Here is a 23,727-nt window from a genome sequence, read left to right as displayed (position 1 = left end):
AATGGGTGCGGGAAACTACTATGACATCCTCGGCGTAGCCCGGAATGCCGATGAGAAGGAAATCAAGAAAGCATACCGCAACCTCGCCAGAAAATATCATCCGGATATCTGCAAGGAGCCGGGAGCAGAAGAGAAGTTCAAGGAGATCAACGAAGCCTACAGCGTCCTTTCCGATGAGCAGAAAAAGGCCCAGTATGACAACATGGGCCACGAGACATATACCAATGCATCGAAAGGCTCGTACACGGGCGGCGGTGGATTCAGCGGAGGAGGCGGGTTCTCTGCCGACTTCTCCGGTTTCGGGGACATCTTCGACTTCTTTGGCGGGGGACATCGGCAGTCGGGGCCGCAGCCCGGGTCAGACCTTCTCATGCGCATCCAGATCCGGCTTGAGGATGCTGTATCGGGAATTGATCGTGACATTGAGGTGATGCATACCGAACCCTGTCCTGCCTGCAGCGGGTCCGGGAGCGAGACAAAACGTCTCAATACCTGCCCGCGCTGCGGAGGGACCGGACAGATGCGGCAGGTATCGCACTCGTCATTTGGCCAGTTCGTCCATATGACTCCCTGTGTCCAGTGCGGGGGAAAGGGTAAAATTCCCGAGAAGACGTGCAGGGAATGCCACGGGTCGGGTCATACCCGCGTGAAGCGGAAAGTCTCGGTTCACATCCCGGCAGGTATCGATAGCGGTATGCGGCTCCGCATGGAAGGATACGGTGAGGCAGGCGATTACGGGGCTGCCAACGGCGACCTGTTCATTGAAGTGCATGTCCAGCCCCACAACCGCTTCTCCCGCAGCGGTGACAATCTCGAGACCATGATCGAGATCAGCCCGGCTCAGGCCGTGCTTGGTACATCGGTTGACCTGGAAACGATCGACAACCGGCACATCGACCTGAAGGTGCCGGCCGGTGTCCAGTTCAATACGGCACTGAAGATCGCCGGTGAAGGGGTGAAACGCCGGGGGAAGCACGGGGACCTTCTCGTCCGCGTCCGGATCATCACTCCGAAATCGGTCAGCGGCGAGCAGAAGGAGCTCTACCAGAAACTTGTTGAACTGGAAGGCAGCAGTTCCGGTTCCGGCGGGTTCTTCTCCGGCATTATGGGCGGGAAGAAGAAAACGAAGAAATAAAAAATGGTTCGGGAGAAATCATCGGCATTCATTCTGGACGCTCTGGGAAAGACTGCTGTTCCTGAAGGGAGGGAGGGAGGGGCTTGAGAAGAACCCGAAGAATTCAGATAAATTCTTCGGCTTTTCGAGGTTCTGATGAACCGCTCAGAACCCGGAGGGTTCTTCGAATGGTGTCGCCTTCACTGTCCAAGATCTTCCCCTGGAAATCTTTTTTACAGCCACCGGTTGTCCCTGACGGGGCACCCCCGGCGGATCAATTACCGGATGGAAAAACATCTCCGCCTGCGGAAATCATAGAGTGAAATTTCATGTCCGGTCAAAAAAATATCCAATAGAATTGAATCTCTCGTCCTGCCGTGCTCGAAGTTCTTGCGAACTTCTCGGATTCGTGGTTCTGACGAACCCCTCACTCCTCTGAGAGGCCCTGAGGCGGGGTTCCCGAAAAATGAGTATTTTAACGGTTTTCAGGATTCCGGTGTGAACCTGATCTATTCATACCTGTTTTTACAGAGCCTGAAAAAATTTCCTCTTTTACCTGCGTCCGGAACAGCCTGCGCAGGTATTTGAGGATTTACCTCAAATGAACTGGGGATGAAGCTGCTCTTCGAGCTGTCCGGAGAAAACCCGACCCTGCCATTTGCCGAGCTGGAATGTATCGGAACGATCCTTGACCAGCGATTGCAGGTTGCGGTTGCGGACTGCCCGGCCCCGGAGACCGCCCGCCGGCTCGCCATGACCCATGCAGTGCTGGAATATCTTGGCGAATGTGAACCTGATCCTGCTGCTTTCAGAAACCTGCTTGGTGAGCTTGCTATCGTGACGGAGAAGCCTTTTGCCGGGCGGGTAAAAAAAGTCCATGGCAGCGGCAACGAGCCCCATCCCTCTTCCCAGAGAGAATTTGAAGAGATCATCGGCACTATGATTTCAGGCCCGGTCTCGCTGAACAACCCCAAAGTCGTTTACCGGGCAATACTTTCCGGAGACCGCTGTTATTTTGGCAGGGTGCTCTTCGCCACCGGCCGCGGCGCCTATGACACGAGGAATCCTGGAAGACGGAATTTTTTTCATCCCGGCGTGATGATGCCGAGGATGGCCCGCACCCTGGTCAACATCGCCTGTGCTCACACAGGTGATGTTCTTCTCGATCCATTCTGTGGTACCGGCGGGATCCTCATCGAGGGCGGCATACTTGGGATGAACGCAATTGGCAGCGATTTTGACCCGGTGATGGTACTCGGGAGCAGGCGGAATGTTGATACTGCAGCACTCATGCTTGCGGATGCGGCCAGCCTGCCGTTCAGGGACCATTCCGTTGACGCCATAGTCACCGATTTTCCCTACGGCCAATCGGTCTGTATCAGGAAGAGTGATTCCATGGACCGGCTCTATGCCGATGCCCTTGATGAGATCCAGCGTGTGCTGAAAAAAAAGCGACGGGCGGTTGTCGTCACGCACCGGGATATTTCCGCCATTGCATCCGACAGGATGACTGTACTGCAGCAGCATGACCAGCGGGTTCACAAGAGCCTGACCCGGCGTATCCTGGTACTGGGCCATGCAGATTCCGCATGATCTTCTCCTGAACAGTTTAGCAGGATATACAAAAAACGATCTTGCCTTCCAGCACTCCTTTTTTGAAGAATTCTTTATGAGGATTTCACACCACATATGATCCGGTAACTATGGATTCATATCGGTTGGCAGGGACTTCGATACTGGCAGTTTTTCTCCTTCTCGCGTTCTGTATGCCAGTCTCGGCGTATTCCAGTGACGCATCAGCATGGTTCATGCAGGGAAATACATTGTTGCAGTCTGGAAATTATTCGGCGGCTGTTTCGGCGTACGATCATGCGATCTCCCTTGAACCCGGGTATTATGAGGCGTGGAATGCAAAGGCAGATGCATTAAATCGCGCTGCTTATTCTGATGCCCGTTTTAACCAGACGGTTCTCACCGGCGCACTTGCTGCATCGAACACGAGCCTCAGTATCGATCCGGTGTACACCCAGGGCTGGATTAACCGTGGCCAGATCCTGTATAATGTCGGGCTGTTCTATGAAAATCAGGTCCATGACATTAATACCTCAGATGAATACTATAACGACGAACTCCTTGCGTATAACAAAGCGATCGAGATCGATCCGAACAATGCAGACGCATGGTTTAATAAAGGATTTGCCCTGGGGGGTATGGAGAGGTATGACGAGGCAATTGCAGCATTCGATAAAGTCCAGAGCATTAATCCGCAATATCCCCGTATCGCATATTATCGTACTATGGCAGAACAGCTCCGTGATGCGGCAACACCGTTCTATATCAGATATGCATTCGTCATCATTGCGGTCATCGTTGTTGCTGCCGGTGCCGTGCTATGGTTTGTTGCAGTGAGAGAGAAGTCCTGATACCCGCCATTCTTTTACCCGGATTTCCGGGCCTTCAGGCTGTGCAGATTTCTTCGGACGTGTATACTCCGGCTCCGGTGAGAAAAAGACTGGGGGTTCTTACAGCCTTCCATCAGCGGGCCCGTTCATAGCAGATCTTGGCTTCATCGTGTTTTCCGATCCTGTCGAGGATGTCGCCGACATCGTTCCAGATCTCCTTGCGCCCGGGCTCGATCTCGAGTGCCCGCTTGAATGCGCTCAGGGACTCCTGGTACCTCCCGAGTTCCTGCAGGGCGCGTCCTTTGTGGATCCATGCATCGACAAATTCCGGCTGGAGGTTGATCATGGAGTCGAACGCTTCAATCGCATCTGCGCAGCGTCCTGATGCGACAAGAGCGCTCCCCTTGGTGAAGTATGCAATCGAGAACGACGGGTCTATGGACAGGGCGCGGTCGTAGGACCCGATTGCTGCCTCATAGTTCTGTTGCGAAGAGAGCACCATCCCGTGCCGTGTCCAGGCAATGGCATTTTCCGGGTCCAGTACCAGACCGCGGTCGTACGCTGACTGCGCCTCCCGGTACTTGCCAAGGTCGTAGAACGCATTCCCTTTCCCGATCCATGCCTCGGCAAGATTCTCGTTCTGGTCGAGAGCCTTGTCGAATGCTTCTATTGCGTCCCGGTACATCCCCAGTTCTGCAAGGGACACTCCCTTGTGCGCAAATACCCCGGGCCGGTGATCGATCTCAAGCGCATGATCATACGACTGGATCGCCTCCCGGTACTGTTCAAGGGCTGCATAGGCGAGTCCGCGGTATTCAAAGACAACTGACCGCTGCGGCAGGATCTCAAGGGCATGGTTGTACGCCGTGATTGCCGCATCGTGACTGCCCTGCTCAGACAGCACCCTGCCCTTCGCAAAAAATGCCTGCCAGCAGGACGGGTTGATGTCAACGGCCCGGTCGAACGCCGCGACGGCTGCAACAAGGTTGTCAAGCGCAGCCAGAGCCCTTCCTTTCTCATAAATCGCGCCTGCAAACCCGGGATTGAGAGACAGGGCCTGGTCAAAGGAGGCGATAGCGTCCTTGTGACGGCCCGTGCTGACCAGCGCACGTCCCCGTTCATACAGCGCTTCGGCATATTCCGGCTGGATACCAAGCGCCGCATTGAATGAGGTGATGGCCTCGGTGTACCTGTCAAGGCGTGCGAGGGCAACTCCCTTCTTCTCGTAGGCTTCCGCGTACCGGTTATTGATGAGAAGCGCACGGTCGAGTGCTTCAATGGCAGCATCAAACTGCTCGCGCCGGAGCAGTGCGAGGCCCTTGTAATAGAATGCATCGGGGTACTCGGGCTGGAGAGCGATCGCTTTTTCAAACGAATCGATCGCTTCCTGGTAACGGGTGACCTGAATGAGGGCGATCCCCCGGAACAGGTACGGCGCGGGAGCAGATGCGTTGATGCCGAGGGCATGGTCATAATCTTCAAGCGCCTGTTCGTACAGCCCGAGACTGGCCCGGGAGATCCCCCGGTAGAGGTAAGCATCCGGATATCCCTCTCTCAGGGACAAAGCCCGGTCATACGCCACGACGGCCTCGTTGTTCATGGAGAGCATGGCCAGAGCCCTGCCCTTCTGGAACAAGGCCTCTGCACAGTCGGGGCGCTGGGCGAGCAGCGTCTCGAGACTTTTGATTGCTTCATGGTATTTTCCCAGCCTGAGGAATGAGACCCCGAGGAAATAGCTGGCGCGTACATCCCTGGGATCGATTCCAAGAGCCTTCTGGAAGAAGGTGACGGCGTCCTGGTCCCGGCCCAGTGAAGAGAGTGCAATCCCTTTTCCTGTCCAGATATGCCCGGAATTGGGACGTATCTTGAGGGCCTGGTCAAAAACGGCTATTGCTTCGTCAAACCGCTCGAGCCTAGTAAGAGCTGCGCCTTTGTTATACAAGGCTTCCACAAATTTAGGCTGGATCGCAAGGGCATTGTCATACGAGATCACTGCTTCCTTATACATATTCAGTTCAAAGAGTGCCCGCCCTTTGTCATAGTAGGCTGATACGTAATCCGGGCGGATCCCGAGGGCCCTGTTGAACGCTTCGATGGCATCCTCAAACCCGGACAGGGAGAAGAGTGCATTTCCTTTGAGATACCATGCCTCTGCATTTGCGGGGTCGATCTCGAGCGTCTTGGCATAGGACTCGATTGCATCATGGTATTTTCCGATCTCCGCAAGGACGCTGCCCCGGTGCAGCCAGGCATCAACGGAACCGGGATTGGACCGGATCACCGCATCAAATGCCTCGATGGCATCCGTATGCCGTCCTGTAGCCGACAGGGAAAGTCCTTTGTGATACGACGCCTGCCAGTTACCGGCATCCAGGTCAAGATTCTTGTTGAAAGCGACAACCGCTTCGTCATGCCGGCCGAGGCTTGCAAGGGCAAGACCCTTATGGTAGTAGACATCGGCGTAGTTTCTCTCGATACTCAGGGCTTTGTCAAAGGTCTTGACCGCTTCGCGGTACATGCCGAGCGAATTGAGCACACGGCCCTTGTCAAAGAATGCCTCGGTGCAGGAAGGGTCGATCTCCAGCGCGCGGTCAAAAACTTTCACCGCGTCTTCGAACTTCTCCATCCCTGCAAGGGCCACCCCTTTTGCGTGAAGGGAAGGTACATGCAGCGGCTGAAGTGCCAGTGCCTGATTGTAGGCATCAACGGCTTCCGCGGGCCGTTCAAGCGCATCGTACGATCGGGCACGGGAATAGATGGCATCGAAAAACCCGGGCCTGATCTCCACCGCATGATCGAAGGCGGCAACCGCCTCTTCATAACGGTTGAGACCGGCAAGGGCAACACCCAGCTCATACCAGACTTCATCATTCTCCGGCGTCAGGGTGAGGAGGTGCCGGAAGGATCCGACGGCCTCTCCATATCTGGCAAGAGCAGCGAGCGCTGCAGCAGTATGATACATGGCATCGTGGTTGCCCGGATCTATCTCCTGGGCGGTAGTCAGTGTCTCAATCGCCTCACCGAATTTCTTCTGATGGAACAAGGCCAGTCCTTTCTCGTACCATGCTGCAGCGTGACGGGGGGAAAGTTCGATGACCCGGTCAAAGGATCCGGTTGCGTCTTCGTACCTGCCTTGTGCACAGAGCACCCGCCCCCGTTCAAGGAAAGCATCCTGGTTATCGGGCTGCATGGCGAGGACGCGGTCGAATGCGGATAGTGCACCTTCCGGATTACCGGTCTGCGCCAGAGCACGTCCTCTCTCGTACCAGATATCCGGGTTTTCCGGGCTGAACGTAAGAGCTGCATCAAAGGCGGCACCGGCGTCGGCATACCTGCCGAGGTTCATAAGGGAGAGCCCGCGGTAATACAGCGGTTCATACCGGTCCTGCAGGGCGATTGCCGATTTCCCGAGGGCCTCCTCGGCCTCTTCGAGGCGCCCGAGGTGGGCAAGGGCCATGCCTTTCTCGAACAGGACTTCGCCGTTGCCCGGGTCTTTCCCGAGAGCGATATCGAGGATCCGTATGGCGTCTTCAAACCGGTTGAGCCTGCCCAGGGCTTTTCCCTCGGAAAGGATGATTGCATTATTGTGCGGGTCTGCTTTCCGGGCCTTGTCAAAGGCTTCAGCAGCGTCCTCATCCTTTCCGAGATGTTCGGATGCCACGCCGCGGTGGAACCATGCAGCAGAGTTGTCCGGAACACGGGAAAGGACGCCGTCAAACGCGGGGACGGATTCCTCATACCGCCCGAGCTCTTCAAGGCAGATACCCCGGTTGTAGTAACCGTCAGCAAATTCAGGATCGATGGCAAGCGAACGGTCAAACGAAGCGAGTGCCTCTTCATGTCTCCCGAGTGCCGCATATGCCAGACCCTGTGCGAAATGGCTGTCCCGCTGCTCGCCATCAACTGCAATCGCCCGGGAAAACCCGGCGACGGCCTCGGGATAATTCCCCTGTTCGGAGAGTACCCGCCCTTTCTGGTACAGGGCATCATAGGATTTGGGGTTGACTGCGATCGCCTGATCAAAAGCAGTGACCGCTTCGGCAAAATTTTTCAGGCGGGCATAGGAAAGCCCCAGGTAATACCAGGCATCAAATAACCCGGAGTCTAGGTCAAGTGCCTGGACAAAGATGCCGGCTGCATCTTCAAACCGCTTTTGCATGAGGAGTGCCAGTCCTTTCTGGTAGAGGGCAGGCACGTCGGACGCATCGATCGAGAGTGCCATATCGAACGCGGCAACGGCGTCTTTGTGCTTTGAAAGCCGTCCGAGGGCGAGGCCTTTGTCATAAAAAGCCGGAGCAAAATGAGGGTCAATGGCGGTTACATTCTCAAATGCCTGGATGGCTTCCTGGTCCCTGCCGAGGCGTGCAAGTACGACACCCTTGTCGTACCAGGCATGGGTATATTTGCGGTTGATGGCAATCGCCCGGTCATAGGATGCGACCGCCTCATCGTAACGGCCAAGTTCCGTGAGCGCAATGGCCCGGTCATACCAGCCATTGGCATTCTGGGGCTTGAGATCGAGGGCTTTTACCAGTGAGTCGAGCGCTGGCCCGAACTGGCCGAGAGAGAGGAGGGCACTTCCTTTATTGAGCCATGCACCCGCGCAGCGCCCGTCACCGGAAAGGACCTGATCAAAGCAGGATATGGCATCGCTGTACCTGGCAAGGTCAAGATATGATCTGCCTTTCCGGTACCACGCTGTTGGGTTGTCCGGTGAAAGCGCGATTGCCCGGTCGAAATCCCCGAGAGACGTTTCGAACCTCCCGAGTTCGTACAGCACCGTTCCCTTGAGTACCCAGACGTCAGCAAGGTTATTCTCGCTGTTCAGCGATGCCTCCAGTGCGCCGAGAGCTTCGTCGAACTTGAGGAGTTTTGCAAGCGCCCGTCCTTTCTGGTACAGGACCGCGGCATTATCCGGTGTCAGTTCCAGTATCTTGTCAAATGCCCTCACGGCATTCTCATACTTTCCGAGGGCGGAATAGGCAAGGCCTGTCTGGAAGACCGCATCGATGATTGAGGGGTCATGGGTTAGGGCCTGTTTGTAGGACCGGATTGCTTTTTCATATTTTCCCTGTTCCTGCAGTGCCAGTCCCTTGTGGAAATGGGCCTGGGCATGTTCCGGCAGGCATTCAAGGGTATAGTCGAACGATGCAATGGCCTCGGGATATTTCCTGAGACGGAAGAGTGCGGTCCCTTTTAAAAAGGCGGCATCGTAGAGGGTAGAATCCGCAGCGAGTGCGATGTCGCTCGCGATCACGGCGTCCTGGTCATTACCAAGTTCATACAGCGCTTCTGCTTTTCCAAACGACGCTATGGCATTCTGGGGACTGATACCTGCCGATTTATCGAACGCTGCAACAGCCTCGGAAAATTTGCCGAGCCGGGAGAGAGCTTCCCCTTTCTCCAGCCAGACCGACGCGTCATCAGGCCGGAGATCGAGTGAGGAATTGAATGATTCCAGCGCTTCCCCGTGCCGCCCCAGTTCCATGAGGACGTGTCCCCGGTGATAATAAAGCCCTGCGGTTCCCGGACCCAGGGTTAGCGCATGGTCAAATGCGGATACCGCCTCGTCATTCCGGTTAAGAATGGCGTAGGTGAGCCCTTTGCGGTACGCTGCGTCCTGAAGGCCCGGGTTAAATTCCAGGGCACGGTCAAATGCGGGAAGTGCATCATCATACTTCCTGAGCGTGCTCAGCTCGCAGGCTTTGTTGTACCAGGCAGGGGCACAGGTACCATCGAGATTTATGGCAGTCTCGAACGAGGACAGTGCGTCCTGGTGAAGTTCCTGCCGGGAAAGCCCTATCCCCTTGTAGTACCATCCGGAAGCGTTCTTCCCGTTGGCCCTGATGAGTTTGTCGAAAGCAGAGATGGCATCTGCCCACATCTCAAGACGGATATATGCTTTTCCGCGGAAGGTGAGGGCAAACGGGTTCCGGGGTTTGCGTTTTAAGGATTTGCCGAGAGACTCGACTGCCTCCTTGTACCGGTTCAGCCGGTAGAGCGAATACCCTTTGCAGGCGAGGACATCGGGACTGGAATTTTCCTCCTCGAGAGCACGATCAAGAGCGATGACCGCATCCTCATACCGGGACAGTCTTGCAAGTGCCATTCCCCGGCCGCGGTGCGCCCGTGCATTTTCCGGGCCCAGCACGAGGGAACTGTCGAATGCGGTGACCGCGTCCTGGTACCGCCCGGCCTGGAAGAGCGCTTCGCCCTTCGCAAGCAGGGCTCTGAGGTCCTGCGGATCCCTTGCCAGAGCCGTATCGAGGGACGAAATCGCCTCTTCAAACCGGGCAAGGGCAGAGAGCGTATACCCCTTTTCCGCGTACACACGGCCTGAATCGAGGCCCAGTGCGATACACCGGTTGAAGGTCTCAAGGGCATCTTCCGGTCTGCCGAGCCGTGTGAGGGCAAGACCTTTTTCATAGAGGGTCTCTGCCGTATCCGGCCTGACTGAGAGGTACCCGTCAAAAGCGGCAACTGCACTCTCATATTTTTCCACTGCGAACAGTGCCCTGCCTTTCGCCAGCCATGCCTCGGCATTTGCAGGATTGATCTCCAGTGCCCGGGTGAAGGCCTCGACCGCGTCCTCATGCAGGTGCAGGAGTACCTGGGCAAACCCTTTGTAGGAATATGCCCGTTCGCAGTCCGGGGCTATGCGGTTGACCCGGGAGTACGCCGGGATCGCTTCCTTATACTGGCCGAGGTGGTCATATGCCCGTGCCAGCCCGTAAAGGGAGGGAAGGTCCTTGGGGTGGGAAGCAAGCACCCGTCCGAAAGCCTCCACTGCCTCCCGGTACCTGCCAAGTGCTGAAAGGGCCCTGCCATTCTCCCGGGACGCGTCGGTAAAATCCGGCATCAGGTGGGTTGCTTCCTCGAATACACCGGCAGATTCTGCATATCTTTTAAGGTGGAAGAGCGCAACCCCCTTGTAGTAAAAAGCCTCGCCGAACTCGGGTGCAATTTTCAGGGCCTGGTCAAATGCAGATATTGCCTCTTCGTCGTTTCCGAGGCTGATCTGGGCGCGCCCCTGGTAAAACCAGGTATGGGGATTGGCGGCATCCAGTTCCAGGGCGCTGGCGTATGACCTGACGGCTTCCTGGAACCGCTCGACGGCAAAAAGGCAGAATCCCCGGATGAGCCACGCATTGGCGATCTTCGGGTTTGAGTCGAGGGTCCTTGTCAGGATCTCGATGGCCTCGCTGAACCTGCCCAGTTCGGCAAAGGCAAGCCCCTGGTGGTACAGGGAGTCCTTGTTCCCGGGATCGATCTCGTACGCCCGGGTGAACGCAGCTGCAGCTTCGTTCTGCCGCCCGAGAGAGGCCAGCGCGAGCCCTTTCTGGTAGAGGGAATCCGCCTTCCGGGGTTCGAGAGTGGACGCAGTATCGAACGCGGCGATGGCCTGCTCATACTTCTCCATGCGCGACAGAGCGAGCCCCTTCTGGTAAAAAACCGCGGCATCCTCCGGAGAGATCTCCAGGGCAATATTATACGACAGGACCGCTTCCTCCAGCATCCCTGTCTCTGCAAGAGCTATCCCCTTGTGGAAGAATGCCGGCGCAGAATTCGGGATGAGTTCGAGCACCCGGTCAAACGATCCGATGGCATCGGGGTAGCGCTCCAGCCGGATCAGTGCAACCCCGCGATCGTAGTACGCCTTTACCATTGCCGGATCAAGTTCGATCGCCCGGTCAAATGCAGCCAGCGCCTCGGAGAAATGTTCCAGGTCTGCAAGGACGACACCCTTGCTGTACCATGCTTCCGCGTAATCCGGTTTTATGCCGACAGCAGTCTCGCTTGAAGCAAGCGATTCCTCGTACCGCCCGAGATCGCGCAGTGCACGGGACTTGCAGAACGCCGCTTCGGCGTTTCCGGTATCTGATTCCAGAACCTGGTCAAATGCATAGACCGAGTCCTGGTACAGGCCCAGCGAATACAACACCAGTCCCCGCTGGTAATGGGCAGGGGTGTATTTCGGGGAGAGGGCCAGGCAAAGGTCAAACGATGCAACAGCCTCCTCCTGTCGCTCCAGTTTCACGAGCGTAAGGCCCAGGTAATAATGTGCCATCGCGCGCCCGGGATCGCCGTTTACTACGAACTCGAACGCAGCTGCAGCATCGTCGAACTGCCGGAGGCTGAAAAGGGCGAGGCCCTTGGAGAAATGTGCGTCCAGGGAATTTGTATCGACCTCCAAAGCCTGGTTATAGGACTCCAGCGCTCCGGAAAAATCCTGCAGTTCCGCAAGTGACCGGGCCTTGTAATAATATGCGTGGAAATTTCCCGGGTTCTCGGCAATGGTCCGGTCGAAATCGGAGATTGCGTCGCGGAACCTCCCCAGGTTGAAGAACGCGATGCCCTTCCGGAGGCGGGCATCCGTGTATTTCGACTTTAGCTGCAGGGTCTTGTCAAAGGCAAAGACCGCATCGTTGTGCCGTTCGAGGGCCGCATACGACTTGCCCTTATGGTAAAAGGCAAGGGCATTCTCGGGATCATAGATGAGCGCCTTGTCGAATTCCCCGAGGGCTTCTTCATGGCGCCCGAGTTTCTCGAGCGCTATCCCGCGGTTAAAATACCCCGGGGCATTGCTGGTGTCTTTGGCCAGGTTCGTGTCGAACGCACGGATTGCATCATCGTATTGCCCGATCTTCAGGAGAGCAAGGCCAAGGGAATAACTGGCTTCTGTGTAAGAAGATTCGATCTCAAGCGCACGGTTCAGCGCAACTACTGCCTCGGTGTATTTGCCGCTGTCGATCAGGGATTTTCCCTTGAAATACCACGCAGGCGCAAACGCGGGCAGGATTGCAATGGTCTTGTCATAGGAGAGGATGGCGTCGCGGTGGTCGCCGAGCCGTGCAAGGGCAAGGCCTTTATGGTACTGTGCTTCCCCGTTTGCGGGATCGATCTCGAGCAGGATCTCAAATACGTGGATTGCCCCTTCCATGCGGTTGACTTTTTCGAGAGCCAGTCCCTTGTAATAAAAGGCCTCGATACTCCGCTGGTTTAAGGATATAGCGTTGTCGAATGCTTCTATTGCGTCCTGGTAACGCCCGAAATCAAAATAAGCCTTCCCGATCCTGATCCAGCCGGTTTCCTGGTCCGGATCGATGTTAAGTGATTTGGTATAGGCGGCGATTGCCTCTTCGGTCCTGCCGAGCTGGCTGAGTGCGTCTCCTTTCCGCATCCAGACATCAGGGAGCGCAGGATTGATATCGAGGGCCCGGGTATAGGCGGGAACGGCGTCTTGGATCTTGCCAAGGTCGGACAATGCATCCGCTTTCCTGACCCACGCCACGGCCAGGTTCACGTTGATCTCCAAGGCCTTGTTGAAGGCCTGGATCGATTCCTGTTTTTTCGAGAGACTGAGAAGGGCATTCCCTTTCTGCATCCAGGTGTCGATTAGAGTGGGGTTGAGCGAGAGGATGCGGTCGTCCATCTCGATCGTTTCTGCAAAACGGCCGAGGATGAAAAGGGAATTGGCCCGGTAGATCATCGCTTCGATGAGGGAAGGGTTGGCCTTGAGGCTCAGATCGAAGAACCGGATGGCTTCTTCGTGACGTGACAAGGCGGCAAGAGCGATCCCCCGGTACATATGGGCGTCTGATAACGAGGGGTCGATAGCCGTCGCACGCTCGAGTGCCACGATGGCTTCGTCGTACTGTTTTGCTTGGAGGTGGGCTAGTCCCATGTAATAATACGACGATGGGTTGTCCGCTTCAAGGGCAAGAGCGTTTGAGAATGACCTGACTGCCTCATCATACCGCTCCTGCTGGATGAGCGAGATGCCCCGGTAATGGTATGCCTGGGCATTCGAAGGTTCCAGAGAGAGGGAACTGTCAAAGGCTTTGATGGCATCCTCATACCGCTCACGTCCGGCATAGGCGATGCCGAGATAATACAAACCCGAAGCATTGTCAGGTTCAAGTGAGAGGGCTGTCTCAAATGCCGTGATGGCATCATCGTAACGTTCCCGCTGGGCAAGGGCAACGCCTTTCTGATACAGGATCTTTGGATCGTCCGGAGAAATTTCGAGCGCCTGGTCATACGATACGACCGCTTCGAGCGGTTTACCGAGCCGGGCAAGCGCATTACCCCGCTCGAAAAATGCCCGTGCACATTTCCGGTTGATCTCCAGTGCCCGGTCAAATGACCGTATTGCCTCGTCATAACGCCCGAGTTCTGAAAAGGCCAGGCCTTTATAGCACCAGGCCCAGACATCGCGGGGGTTGTTCTCGAGCGCCGTACCGAGTACGGAGACTGCATCATCGAACCGGTTCATGGAGAAGAGTGCAATGCCTTTCCGGACAGCGGCCTCGTTCAGGTTCGGGCTCAGCCCGAGCGCCCTGTCAAAGGCCCCGATCGCATCATCGAAGTGGCCCATGTAGGCAAGGGCGATACCTTTGTGGAGCCAGCCATCGGTCAGTGCCGGGTTCTGCTCAAGCGCTTCATCGAGGGCTGCCACGCACTCCTGGTACCGCATCAGGTGAAACAGGGCCAGGGCTTTCTCGAACAGAGCACCGGTATTCTGGGGGGCGATGGCAAGGACGGCGTCCAAAGCAGGTACGGCCTCGGCATACCGGTTGAGAAGCGCCAGCGTCGTACCCCTATTGTACAGCGCAAGGATACTCGCGGGATCGATCTCAATTGCCTGGTCAAAGGATGCAATCGCTTCCTCGAACCTCCCGAGCTGGACGAATGCGAGCCCGCGGTGATAATATGCGTTGGTATGGTTCGGGTTGATCGTCACGGCCTGCCCGAAGGCTTCAAGTGCGGGTTCGAACCGTCCGAGCTTGACAAGGGCGAGCCCCTTGTCGTAGTGTGCCTGCGCATAGGAGGGATTTATCCTGATACTTCCGTCAAATGCCTCGATGGCCTCGTCGTACCTGCCGATTTTTGCCAGCTGGAGACCTTTCTGGTGGAAAGCCCGTTCATTTCCCGGGTCGAATGCGATGGTCCGTTCGAACTCCTGGACGGCATCCTCGTTTCTCCCCAGTTTTGCGAGGGCGAAACCCTTGTGGTAGAGGGCATCCGAAAACCCGGGGTTTATCTGCAGGGCCTGGTCGTAGGCCGCGATGGCCTCGCTGAACCGCCCGAGACTGGCATAGGAGACACCTACCTGGTACGCAGCAGGGGAGCACCCGGCATCATGACTGAGAGCGGATTCAAACGACTCAATGGCCTCCTTGTGCCTCCCGAGACGGGTGAGGGCGACCCCCCGGTAATACCAGGAACCCGCGTGGGCGTCACCGAGTGCCAGTCTCCGGCCCAGTGACTCCAGCGCATCTTCGTACCGGCTCAGGCTGACCGAGGCAACTCCCCGCCGGAACCATGCCTCCGCGTTGTCCGGTTCAAGGGCAAGGGTCCGGTCGAAGTCCTGCACGGATTCCTGGAACTTTTTCAGGTGGTAAAAAGCGAGGCCCCGCTGGTAGTGGGCCAGGGCATTGGCCGGGCCGGCCTCGATTGCTTTGCCGAATGCCACAACTGCATCCTGATACCGGTTAAGGCTGGTCAGCGCAAGTCCCTGGTAATACCAGGCATCCCCCAGTGACGGGTTCAGCGTGGCGGCCTGCTGCAGTGCGGTCACTGCTTCTTCATATTTCCCGATCTTGAAGAGGGAGATCCCCTTGATTGCCCAGATATCGGCATGGAGCGGTTCCTGCTGGAGGAAGTTATCCGCAGACCTTGCCGCAGCTTCGTTCCGGCCCTGCCGGGCAAGGATGAAACAGCGGTAATACCAGACCCAGACGTCGGTAGGGTCAATGTCGTAGGCCCGGTCGAATGAGGCCAGTGCATCATCATTCCTGCCGAGCTCATACTGGGAAATTCCCTTGTTGTAATAGGCCCGTGAATAATCGGGGACAAGTTCTATTGCCTTGTTGTACGCGACGATCGCTTCATTATGCCGCCCCAGATCGGCGAGTGCGATCCCCTTGTTATAATAGACCTTGGCGTGCCGGGGATCGACCATGAGCGCATGGTCGTAGGCAGTGATGGCGTCTCTGAACCGCCCGAGCTCGTAAAATGCGATACCCTTGAGGATCCAGGCTTCGGCATTGTCGTATTGTATGGAGAGCAGGCGGTCGCAGGCCTCGAGGGCTTCCTCGTTCCTGCCGAGCTGGGTGAGGGTCGCCGCTTTGTTGTACCAGGCATTTGGGTCAGCCGGTTCGATCGCAACAGCCTGGTCGTAGGCTTTTATCGCGTCTTCGAGTTTTCCCAGGTCGTAGAGCGCAATACCTTTGAAATAATGGGCCTTTGCCAGGTTGGGATAGAGGGCAAGGCTCCGGTCGAACATGACAATGGCTTCCTGGTACCGGCCGATGTCATAGAGTTCAATGCCCTGCCGCAACAGTGCTTCCGCATCACTCTTGTTCATGAATCAGGTTACCTCGTTGGTGGAATGCCGGGTATATTTCTGGATTTTCCCGCTTCTATCTGCCTGCTGCCGTTATTTTCACTCAGGTATAAGGTTACTTATAAGCGGCATATACCCTTTCCGGTACATATATATGTACACCAGCGATTTATCAATCCTGTTTTTATACTCATGCTGGAGGAGGACGGGTGGTCCGGGATACCGGAGCATCACCCGGGTGGTCAGGCATCCTGGAGTTCCCGGATGACGGCAGAGAGCCGTTCCACACCGGTTCGGATCTTATCGGGCGTTGCATTGGAGAAATTGACCCGGAGCGTGTTCTGTCCGCCTCCGTCCACGTAAAACGGGGTGCCCGGGAGGACGGCGACCTGCTGCCGGAGAGCGCGTTCAAAGACATCCGTGGAGGAGATCCCGTCCGGGAGCGTAAGCCAGACAAACATCCCCCCGGATGGCCGGGTATAGGTCACGGACTCCGGCAGCATCTCCTCAAACATCCGGATCATGAGATCGCACTGGTTCCTGTATGCGGCGCTGATGGTCCGTATCCGTGCATCGATGTCCCCGTGGCACAGGTACTCGAACGCTATCCTCTGGGACAGGTAATTGGAATGGAGGTCGGACGCCTGTTTTGCCACAACGATCTGCTCCATGACTTCGGGAGGTGCGACAACCCACCCCATCCGTAGGCCGGGGGCAAGGATCTTGGAGAATGACCCGGTGATGATCGTCTGGTCAGGCAGGAACTCCCGGACCGACGGGCTCGATCTTCCCGAAAAATTCAGTTCGCCATACGCGTCGTCTTCGATAAAGAGCGTCCCGCTCCCTTCGAGTATTCCGGCGATCTCGCGGCGCCTTTCATCGGAATAGGTTATGCCGGACGGGTTCTGCGAATTTGGCACACCGTAGAATAACTTCAGGGGGTACCTGCCTGCCACATCGGCAAGCATGGCGGGGTCCGGCCCGTCTTCCCGGAGGATGACCGGGTGAAAGCAGGGTTCGTAGAGGGAAAACGCCTGGATGGCCCCAAGGTATCCGGGGCGTTCGATCGCCACGTGGTCCCCGGCATCGATGAGCACTTTGCCTATCAGGTCGAGGCACTGCTGCGACCCGTTGGTGATGAGGATCTCGTCCGGGGAGACAGAGAACCCCAGCCGTTTTTTGTACCGCTCTGCAATGAACTGCCGGAGCGGGAGGTATCCTTCAGTGGTGGAGTACTGGAGTGCCGACCTCCCGTCTTCTGCGAGAACCTTGGCAGCTGCTTTTGCAATCCCTTCGACATCGATGAGTGCCGGGTTGGGAAGCCCCCCGGCAAAGGAGATGATCTCGGGGTTCTCGGTTACCTTGAGGATTTCACGGATGAACGACTTGGGAGTCCGCGCCATCCGCCGTGCGAAAGTGTAACGCGGTTTTAGGATGCCGGAGGTTCCGGGCTTGACTATTGGGGGAATATGCATAAATCACCTGCAAACACCTGCATAAACTGAGATAATTTAGGTTGTCTGAACCCTTAAAGCATCAGGAGCCCCGGAGCACCAGTACCACCGATCTCCTGTGCAGCGAAGCGATGATGAGAGCGTGTTGGACTTGGATATACCGGTTATGGCTATCATAAGTAGTTGGTGCACCAGATATCGTCCGCGTGGATACTTGTAAGCGGCAGATTTTTTCAGAACGATCCGGTCCGAGATCTCACTAATACTGGAACGATCCTGCAAAAAAAAATAATTGCAAGGTCCGGATGCGGCAATTGAGAGAGATTGCCGGATCGTTTGGTGCCAATTTTGAAAAATCTCCAGGTCCGGATCTGGCAATAAAAAATAATTCCCACATCCGGAGGTGACAATTTTAAAAAATTCCCGGGTCCTGAGGTGACAATAAATAATAATTGGCGGATCGGTCTGCGACAATTTGTGCCGGAAAGATCCGGTTAAATTCTCTCATCTCCGACGGAGTCCCTCTCCCGCTGCACTCCAAATAAAAAATAATTGCCGGGTCCGGAGGTGACAATTTATAAAAATCGCCCGATCGGTTGGTGGCAATTTTAAAAAATTCCCAGGTCCGGATCTGACAATAAATAATTATTACCGGATCCGGAAGTGACAATTAAGAAAAATTGCCAGGTCCGGATGCGACAATTAAAAATAATTGGCGGATCGGTTTGTGGCAATTTTAAAAAAACGGGCATGAAGTCAGTATGATTTTCGTACACCAGATCCTGGCTTCACAAGAGATATATCAGGCCAAACCTGATCTGCTCACTTTCACCCTCCCCATGGCCTGCCTTATTATCCCAAATCCTGCCACTATGGATCATGGAAGCACTTACACGACAGATGGTCCAGCCAGCACCCTATGACTACCAGAAGATCCAGCGAATCCGCGAGAGGATCAAGGAAGTCTTCGGGCGCGAAAGTATCATGAATGACGAGCTGCTGTTAAAACGGTATAACATAACCCCCGATGGCGACCTGATCATGATCGTACGGTAAGGACGGAAAAAATACCCTTTCAGAGGAGATGCCGTGGGATTTGACATTAAATTCGATTCTGATTATATCATGAACGAGTTCCTTGTCTGTCAAGGATTAAAAAAGAGAGAACTGAAAGAGAAAGAGAATGTGCCGCAACAATGCTGGAACTGACAGCAGTCATGCGCAGGCCGGTTAAAGAATCTGATGTGACATGGGATACTGTTGAATTGCTGATACTTGGTGCTCAATATACTGTCTGGTCCCGCGAAGATGGAACGCCATTCTCATCACTTGGTGAACAACATGTGACTGAACTAGATCCAGATGACCTATGCCCTGAAGGGGATGTTACAAAACAGTCCTGGATGAATTTGTGTGAAGGCATAGAGAGGTGACGAAGTGAAATGAAATGAGATCGATAAATTAAACGGTTCTGTTGCGTTGTCGGGACTTACCACTTTCAACTTTCATTAAAGATTACCTCAACACACATAAATCAACATTAGAATTGATTGCAATTTTTATTACATTATTGGTATGACCGCATATAGTCATCAGGTTCTCTTGTCGATGTTCCTCCCATGGCATTAACAAGTTCAACAAATTCGTCCCATGTAAAAACGATATCCTTAACCCGAATATACATCGATCCGTCCATTTCTTGAGAGATCCCCCAAATATAAATCAAGCTTAATTTCCCGGGTCGAAATGGTTTTTCTCGTACGTTTACACGTCTTAAAATCTCACCGAATGGAAGTTTATAAATCTGTTCTAACTCTTGTTTTGTGACCGAAATCTTATTTAAAGAATTTATATTGGCTAAAAGAGGTTCGAGTGTCCATGTGTACTTTCCGAGAGTAATAAAGGTATATCCTTGTTTTTTCCAAGAGATAGCACGGCTTGTAATATCGGCTATTGTCATTCCTGTATGCCGTTCAAGGAATTTTCGTGAATATTTTTCAAGTACTCGGTAAACCATCAATTCACCATTCTTCTATTTTAATAATCTCGTCCCTTTAAACGTTCCGTCCCGTTAGAATTGCCTCGTCGCCATGCGTTTCTGTTGGCAACCCACACAAATGGAGATGCGGCTCTTTTTTAGAATAGTGATATCAGAAACGACCGCAGATGTGATAGGTCACATTTTGTGAGATACCTATAACCCCAGTGAAGAGTGCTGCTATGGAGAATTGAACTTCCCAAAAAAACGCGGCACTCGAACATTAAGGCACGATACATCATCCGGTTTCGTGAAGATGGCACTTCACTTCTGAATCTTGATGCTGAACTGGATCCAGATGATTTATGCCTAGAGAGTGATATTACAAAAAAGTTCTGGCTAAACTTGTATGAAGGAATAGAGCGAAGGAAACGAATTGAAACATAAAACACTGAAGTTGAGTAGTAAAGATATAAATTTAAAACTACGAATAATATTATTTCATGGGAATTGTGGATGAGTTTAAGGTATGTAGTAAGTTTATCTGTCAAGTTTTAGGTGCGATATTCTTCACCCTTCTTGCAATAATTATTGCCTCATTCATCGCAACTTCCAATATCACTTACACTTTCCCTTTAGGTTACATTAATGAAATCGCAAATGCATGCATTCTTGTATCCTCAATAACTTTAGCGACAATTTACGCTATAATTACAATTATTGTTACTAAACCCTCGAAAAATTGTCCGAACTTCGTTCCTGTTTCAATAATTCCAATAGTCGGCATTATCACTGGTGTATTGGCACTAACTTTATCCCCTTTTTCAGACACATTTGTCTGGGCGAAGAACGTTCTTGTTATTTCAGTGATATTTACTTTTAGTGGTTTCACGATCCTTTATCTTTTGATGTTTCAAGTGAAATTACCTTATGTTCCTAAGATTCAAACCTCACAGTGGAATAAAAGGTTACGAGTTAAAATTTAGCTTTAAAACAATCTTTTTAGAAAAGACTTGGATTTGAAAAGTTGAGCGCCCCGGCCGGACGTTATTTTTTAACCTTTAAAATCGGACAAAAAATTAAAGGTATTTTGCCAAAAAAACCTAAAAGATTTGAACTTTTCAATTCAAGCCTGTGGCGAGATTCGAACTCGCGACTTCCTCCTTACCAAGGAGGCACACTACCGGGCTGTGTCACACAGGCATGTTCACATGAAGCAGCCGTTCGCAGTGGTCCTCTCAAAGAAGGCGTTCCACGGTTAAGCCACTGGTTCGGGTTGCCTAACTACGTTGTGAGTAATCCCTATAAAACATTGCGGAGAGGCATTGGCGGAAACCTGCACTATCTCCCCGGTTGTCCATGGGATGCACCGCTGACCGGAGAGACCGGTATCAGAGCGCTTGGAGCTGCCCGATACTTCTGATAACCCCTTCAAACGTAGCCACTTCAATGACCGGGACGATACCGGAGTTCCTGACCGCTTTCATGACGGCAGAAAAATCGATGGTGCCATCGCCGACTGCAGAATGGGAATCATCTCTCCCGTAATTGTCATGGAGGTGGTAATGGGATGCCGGGTGCTTCAGGAACTCATCAAGGCATTTCATCTGGTTGGCATGGCCGACATCGAGAGCAAAAGCTGCCGCTCCGATGAGCGGGAGTTCTTCGGGTGTTTTCAGCAGGAAATAGTCCCAGTTCCCCATGTTCTCGATGAAGAACCGGACCGAATGTTCGTCAGAAAGGGCGGTGAGGTCCGCAAGCGAACGGCGCAGCTGCTGCTCCGCCTTCCCCCGCTCCTCTGCCCATGCGAAATAGCCGGGATGGATGACCAGGCCCGCGTTCACTTCGGTGGCGATACGGAAACACTGCTCCATGACCTCCACCGAAGCCCGGCGGATCGGCTCGAGGACACTCGCGATATTGGTTCCCCGGCAGGGTGTGTGGAGGGAGAAGTGCCCGTCAAAGGAGAGAAGGGGTTCGGCGGTTTCCAGGAAATGGGGGCCGTCGTCCATGATCTCGATCCTATCCGTGATGGCAGCCAGCTTTTCGAGCGCTTCCGGGAGCGGGAGGTTGTGCAGGCAGAACGTGGAGACCCCGAACATACCTGAGTGGTCGGGGTTCCCGGTTCTTAAACGTGTGCCCGGCAGGATGAAGAATTATGGAAAAAAAGAATTACTTCTTCAGCCGCACTTCCATCTGCGGGAACGGGATCTCGATCCCTTCTGCTGCAAACCGCTCGGCAATCCGGGAATTGATGGCGTCCCTGACCTCGTCGGGCAGGTTGTACTTCTTCGCCCAGACATAGAGGATGAATTTCAGGCCGGAGTCGCCGAACTCCGTAAAGAATGTCGTGGGTTCCGGGTCGTCCAGCAGGTAATCCGTTGCCCTGGTGGTGGTGCGGGCAATCTCCAGCAGGATCTCCTTCACTTTCGCCGGGTCGGTCCCATACGCGACCGTGACCGGAATCGTTATCTTGAGCTTCTGGTCGGGCTCGGAATAGTTCACGATACTGTTGGACGTGATCTTGTTGTTGGGAATGGTGACTACCTGGTAGTCCAGGGTCCTGAGCCGGGTGCTCCGGGGCCCGACCGCGAGGACATCCCCGTAATACTGGTCCACCTTGATCCGGTCCCCGACCTTGAAAGGCTTGTCGATCGTGATGATCGCCCCGCCAAAGAAGTTGGAGATGATATCCTGTGCCGCCAGTGCGACCGCCAGGCCCGCGATACCGGCACCGGCAAGGAAGGGGGTGATGTCGACATTGAATACCTTGAGTATCGCCATGAGGGCCCCGAACCAGACGAGCCATTTTACGATGAGTTCGAGGAGTTCGATGAGACGGTCGTCCCAGTCGCTCTCGGACTGTCTGGCAAACTCATGGCCGTAGATAACGATGATGTCGTGGAGGAACGAGGAGATGATCCAGGCACCGATCACGACATAGAATGCGGTGATGAAGCGGGGATCGAGGATCCACTGCAGGCTGCCAGGAAGAATACCGAAATGGCTGACAGCAAAATGGAGCGCAACTGCGATGATACCGACCTGGACCGGTGTCCCGATAGCCGCGATGACGATATCGTCCAGCTTGGTCTCGGTCTGTTCGGCTTTTGCCTCCAGCCAGCGGACCGCCAGCCGCGCAATCAGGGCAAAGAGTATGCCGAAAACAACCGTTACTACCGCGTAGACGTAATTCAGATCCAAAATTCCCAAAGCCATACACGTACTCTTATGTCATTTCGGAGTAAATAGCTTTGAGCGTACATGGCGACAGGAAAGGAGATTGCTGATCTACTGCACGAGATGGTGGACCGGGATATGGCATTCATGCATATCTGCGGCACCCACGAGGCTGCAATTGCGCGGAGCGGCCTGAGGAGCCTCCTACCGGCCCGGCTCAGGATCGTGATGGGGCCCGGGTGCCCGGTCTGTATCACCCCGCAGGGCGAGATCGATGCAGCGCTCGATCTCGTTGAAAAGGACTGTATCATCGCGACTTACGGCGACCTCCTCCGGGTCCCGGGCTCGAAAGGGTCCATGGAATCCTGCGGCGGCGACATCCGGGTTGTGCAGGGTGTCCACAAGGCAGTCGGGATTGCGGATAAGACCGACAGGGAAGTGGTCTTCATCTCGGTAGGCTTCGAGACCACGGCTCCGACGGTCGCCGCAACCATCCTTGCCCACCCGCCGGAAAACTTCTCCATCCTGTCGTGCCACCGGATCGTCCCGCCGGCCATGAAATGGCTGCTTGAACAGGGCGAGGCGAAGCTGAATGGGTTCATGCTCCCCGGCCATGTCTGCACGATCATGGGATACGAAGAATATGAGCAGTTCCCGGTCCCTCAGGTGGTCGCAGGATTTGAACCCGACGACATCCTTCTCGGCCTCCTGATGCTGGTCCGTCAGGTGAAGGAGGGGACGCACCGGGTGGACAATGCCTATCCGCGGGCAGTCAGCCGCGAAGGAAATGTCAAGGCCAAGAAGGTCATGTACGAGGTCTTCGAACCGTTCGATGTCGAGTGGCGGGGTTTCCCGGTAATCCCCGGTTCGGGCCTGCGGCTCAAAAAGGAGTTCGAGCAGTACGACGCCCAGAAAAAGTTCGACATCGTGTTCCGGCAGATCAGCAAGCATTCGGCCTGCATCTGCGACAAGGTCCTGAGGGGGATCGCTCAGCCGTCCGACTGTAAACTGTTCGCGAAGGTATGCAGTCCGAGGACCCCGGTCGGGCCGTGCATGGTCAGCCACGAAGGGGCCTGCAAGATCTGGCACCAGTACCAGCTCAAGAAGCCCTGACCCGCCAGACCGTTCCTCCCTGCCGGGGAATACACGATCACGGGCGGGATTAGATACAAGATAGAGGATATCTCCCTCAGATGTCCGGTGCCTGCGGTGTTCAAAACGAATCGTGTACTCAATCTCCCAAACGTGTA

12 protein-coding genes and 1 tRNA gene are annotated in these 23,727 nt (G+C 54.6%); 7 read left to right on the top strand and 6 right to left on the bottom strand.

Annotated features, from left to right (window positions below):
* Position 1: 1 nt before the first annotated feature.
* From dnaJ to ABSB80_RS06330, 3 genes are all read left to right on the top strand, one after another.
* Positions 2-1,135: a molecular chaperone DnaJ gene (gene dnaJ, locus ABSB80_RS06340; protein ID WP_428369289.1), complete on the top strand. Its 1,134-nt coding sequence runs from the start codon at positions 2-4 to the stop codon at positions 1,133-1,135.
* 591 nt (positions 1,136-1,726) lie between these two features.
* Complete coding sequence (locus ABSB80_RS06335; RefSeq protein ID WP_428369288.1) at positions 1,727-2,707, top strand: methyltransferase domain-containing protein; 981 nt, start codon at positions 1,727-1,729, stop codon at positions 2,705-2,707.
* Between the two features lie 125 nt (positions 2,708-2,832).
* Positions 2,833-3,537, top strand: a complete 705-nt coding sequence (locus tag ABSB80_RS06330) for a tetratricopeptide repeat protein (protein WP_428369286.1) — start codon at positions 2,833-2,835, stop codon at positions 3,535-3,537.
* 112 nt (positions 3,538-3,649) lie between these two features.
* Here ABSB80_RS06330 and ABSB80_RS06325 read toward each other — a convergent pair whose 3' ends face one another.
* Complete coding sequence (locus ABSB80_RS06325; RefSeq protein ID WP_428369284.1) at positions 3,650-15,886, bottom strand: tetratricopeptide repeat protein; 12,237 nt, start codon at positions 15,884-15,886, stop codon at positions 3,650-3,652.
* Between the two features lie 221 nt (positions 15,887-16,107).
* Positions 16,108-17,268: an aminotransferase-like domain-containing protein gene (locus ABSB80_RS06320; protein WP_428369282.1), complete on the bottom strand. Its 1,161-nt coding sequence runs from the start codon at positions 17,266-17,268 to the stop codon at positions 16,108-16,110.
* A gap of 930 nt (positions 17,269-18,198) precedes the next feature.
* Between ABSB80_RS06320 and ABSB80_RS06315 the strand changes: the two genes are divergently transcribed.
* Both ABSB80_RS06315 and ABSB80_RS06310 read left to right on the top strand, forming a co-directional pair.
* Positions 18,199-18,375, top strand: coding sequence for a hypothetical protein (locus ABSB80_RS06315; protein ID WP_428369280.1), 177 nt, complete (start codon positions 18,199-18,201; stop codon positions 18,373-18,375).
* A gap of 140 nt (positions 18,376-18,515) precedes the next feature.
* Positions 18,516-18,752 carry a hypothetical protein gene (locus ABSB80_RS06310; RefSeq protein WP_428369278.1) on the top strand — a complete coding sequence of 79 codons (237 nt, stop codon included), beginning with the start codon at positions 18,516-18,518 and terminating at the stop codon, positions 18,750-18,752.
* Positions 18,753-18,886: 134 nt separating this feature from the next.
* Here the strand turns inward: ABSB80_RS06310 and ABSB80_RS06305 are convergent, their stop codons facing one another.
* Entirely contained in the window at positions 18,887-19,336 is a 450-nt protein-coding gene (locus tag ABSB80_RS06305) for a hypothetical protein (RefSeq protein ID WP_428369276.1), read from the bottom strand.
* A 464-nt stretch (positions 19,337-19,800) separates the two neighbouring features.
* Here ABSB80_RS06305 and ABSB80_RS06300 point away from each other — a divergent pair, with 464 nt between their 5' ends.
* Entirely contained in the window at positions 19,801-20,283 is a 483-nt protein-coding gene (locus ABSB80_RS06300; RefSeq protein WP_428369274.1) for a hypothetical protein, read from the top strand.
* Positions 20,284-20,426: 143 nt separating this feature from the next.
* Here the strand turns inward: ABSB80_RS06300 and ABSB80_RS06295 are convergent.
* The 3 genes from ABSB80_RS06295 to ABSB80_RS06285 form a co-directional block, all read right to left on the bottom strand.
* Positions 20,427-20,500, bottom strand: a tRNA-Thr gene (locus ABSB80_RS06295).
* Positions 20,501-20,688: 188 nt separating this feature from the next.
* The gene (locus ABSB80_RS06290) at positions 20,689-21,399 is read right to left on the bottom strand and encodes a sugar phosphate isomerase/epimerase family protein (protein ID WP_428369272.1); all 711 of its coding nucleotides are present in this window, start codon (positions 21,397-21,399) and stop codon (positions 20,689-20,691) included.
* 70 nt (positions 21,400-21,469) lie between these two features.
* Positions 21,470-22,516 (bottom strand): mechanosensitive ion channel family protein, encoded by a 1,047-nt coding sequence (locus ABSB80_RS06285; RefSeq protein ID WP_428369270.1) that lies wholly within the window; start codon positions 22,514-22,516, stop codon positions 21,470-21,472.
* A gap of 45 nt (positions 22,517-22,561) precedes the next feature.
* On the opposite strand from ABSB80_RS06285, the gene hypD reads away from it, so the two are divergent.
* Complete coding sequence (hypD, locus tag ABSB80_RS06280; protein ID WP_428369268.1) at positions 22,562-23,590, top strand: hydrogenase formation protein HypD; 1,029 nt, start codon at positions 22,562-22,564, stop codon at positions 23,588-23,590.
* Positions 23,591-23,727: the final 137 nt, after the last annotated feature.

The sequence above is a fragment of the Methanoregula sp. genome (assembly GCF_050010295.1).
Lineage (GTDB): Archaea > Halobacteriota > Methanomicrobia > Methanomicrobiales > Methanospirillaceae > Methanoregula.
Note: the sequence above shows the minus strand (reverse complement) of the source record. Positions and strands in the feature narration are given on the sequence as shown.

What these genes read in the sequence shown, in the direction of transcription:
- ABSB80_RS06335 (WP_428369288.1), top strand. Translation starts at nt 1,727, where the DNA reads ATGAAGCTGCTCTTCGAGCTGTCCGGAGAAAACCCGACCCTGCCATTT.
- ABSB80_RS06300 (WP_428369274.1), top strand. Translation starts at nt 19,801, where the DNA reads ATGGGAATTGTGGATGAGTTTAAGGTATGTAGTAAGTTTATCTGTCAA.
- dnaJ (WP_428369289.1), top strand. Translation starts at nt 2, where the DNA reads ATGGGTGCGGGAAACTACTATGACATCCTCGGCGTAGCCCGGAATGCC.
- hypD (WP_428369268.1), top strand. Translation starts at nt 22,562, where the DNA reads ATGGCGACAGGAAAGGAGATTGCTGATCTACTGCACGAGATGGTGGAC.
- ABSB80_RS06325 (WP_428369284.1), bottom strand. Translation starts at nt 15,886, where the DNA reads ATGAACAAGAGTGATGCGGAAGCACTGTTGCGGCAGGGCATTGAACTC.
- ABSB80_RS06310 (WP_428369278.1), top strand. Translation starts at nt 18,516, where the DNA reads ATGCTGGAACTGACAGCAGTCATGCGCAGGCCGGTTAAAGAATCTGAT.
- ABSB80_RS06320 (WP_428369282.1), bottom strand. Translation starts at nt 17,268, where the DNA reads ATGGCGCGGACTCCCAAGTCGTTCATCCGTGAAATCCTCAAGGTAACC.
- ABSB80_RS06305 (WP_428369276.1), bottom strand. Translation starts at nt 19,336, where the DNA reads ATGGTTTACCGAGTACTTGAAAAATATTCACGAAAATTCCTTGAACGG.
- ABSB80_RS06315 (WP_428369280.1), top strand. Translation starts at nt 18,199, where the DNA reads ATGGAAGCACTTACACGACAGATGGTCCAGCCAGCACCCTATGACTAC.
- ABSB80_RS06290 (WP_428369272.1), bottom strand. Translation starts at nt 21,399, where the DNA reads ATGTTCGGGGTCTCCACGTTCTGCCTGCACAACCTCCCGCTCCCGGAA.
- ABSB80_RS06285 (WP_428369270.1), bottom strand. Translation starts at nt 22,516, where the DNA reads ATGGCTTTGGGAATTTTGGATCTGAATTACGTCTACGCGGTAGTAACG.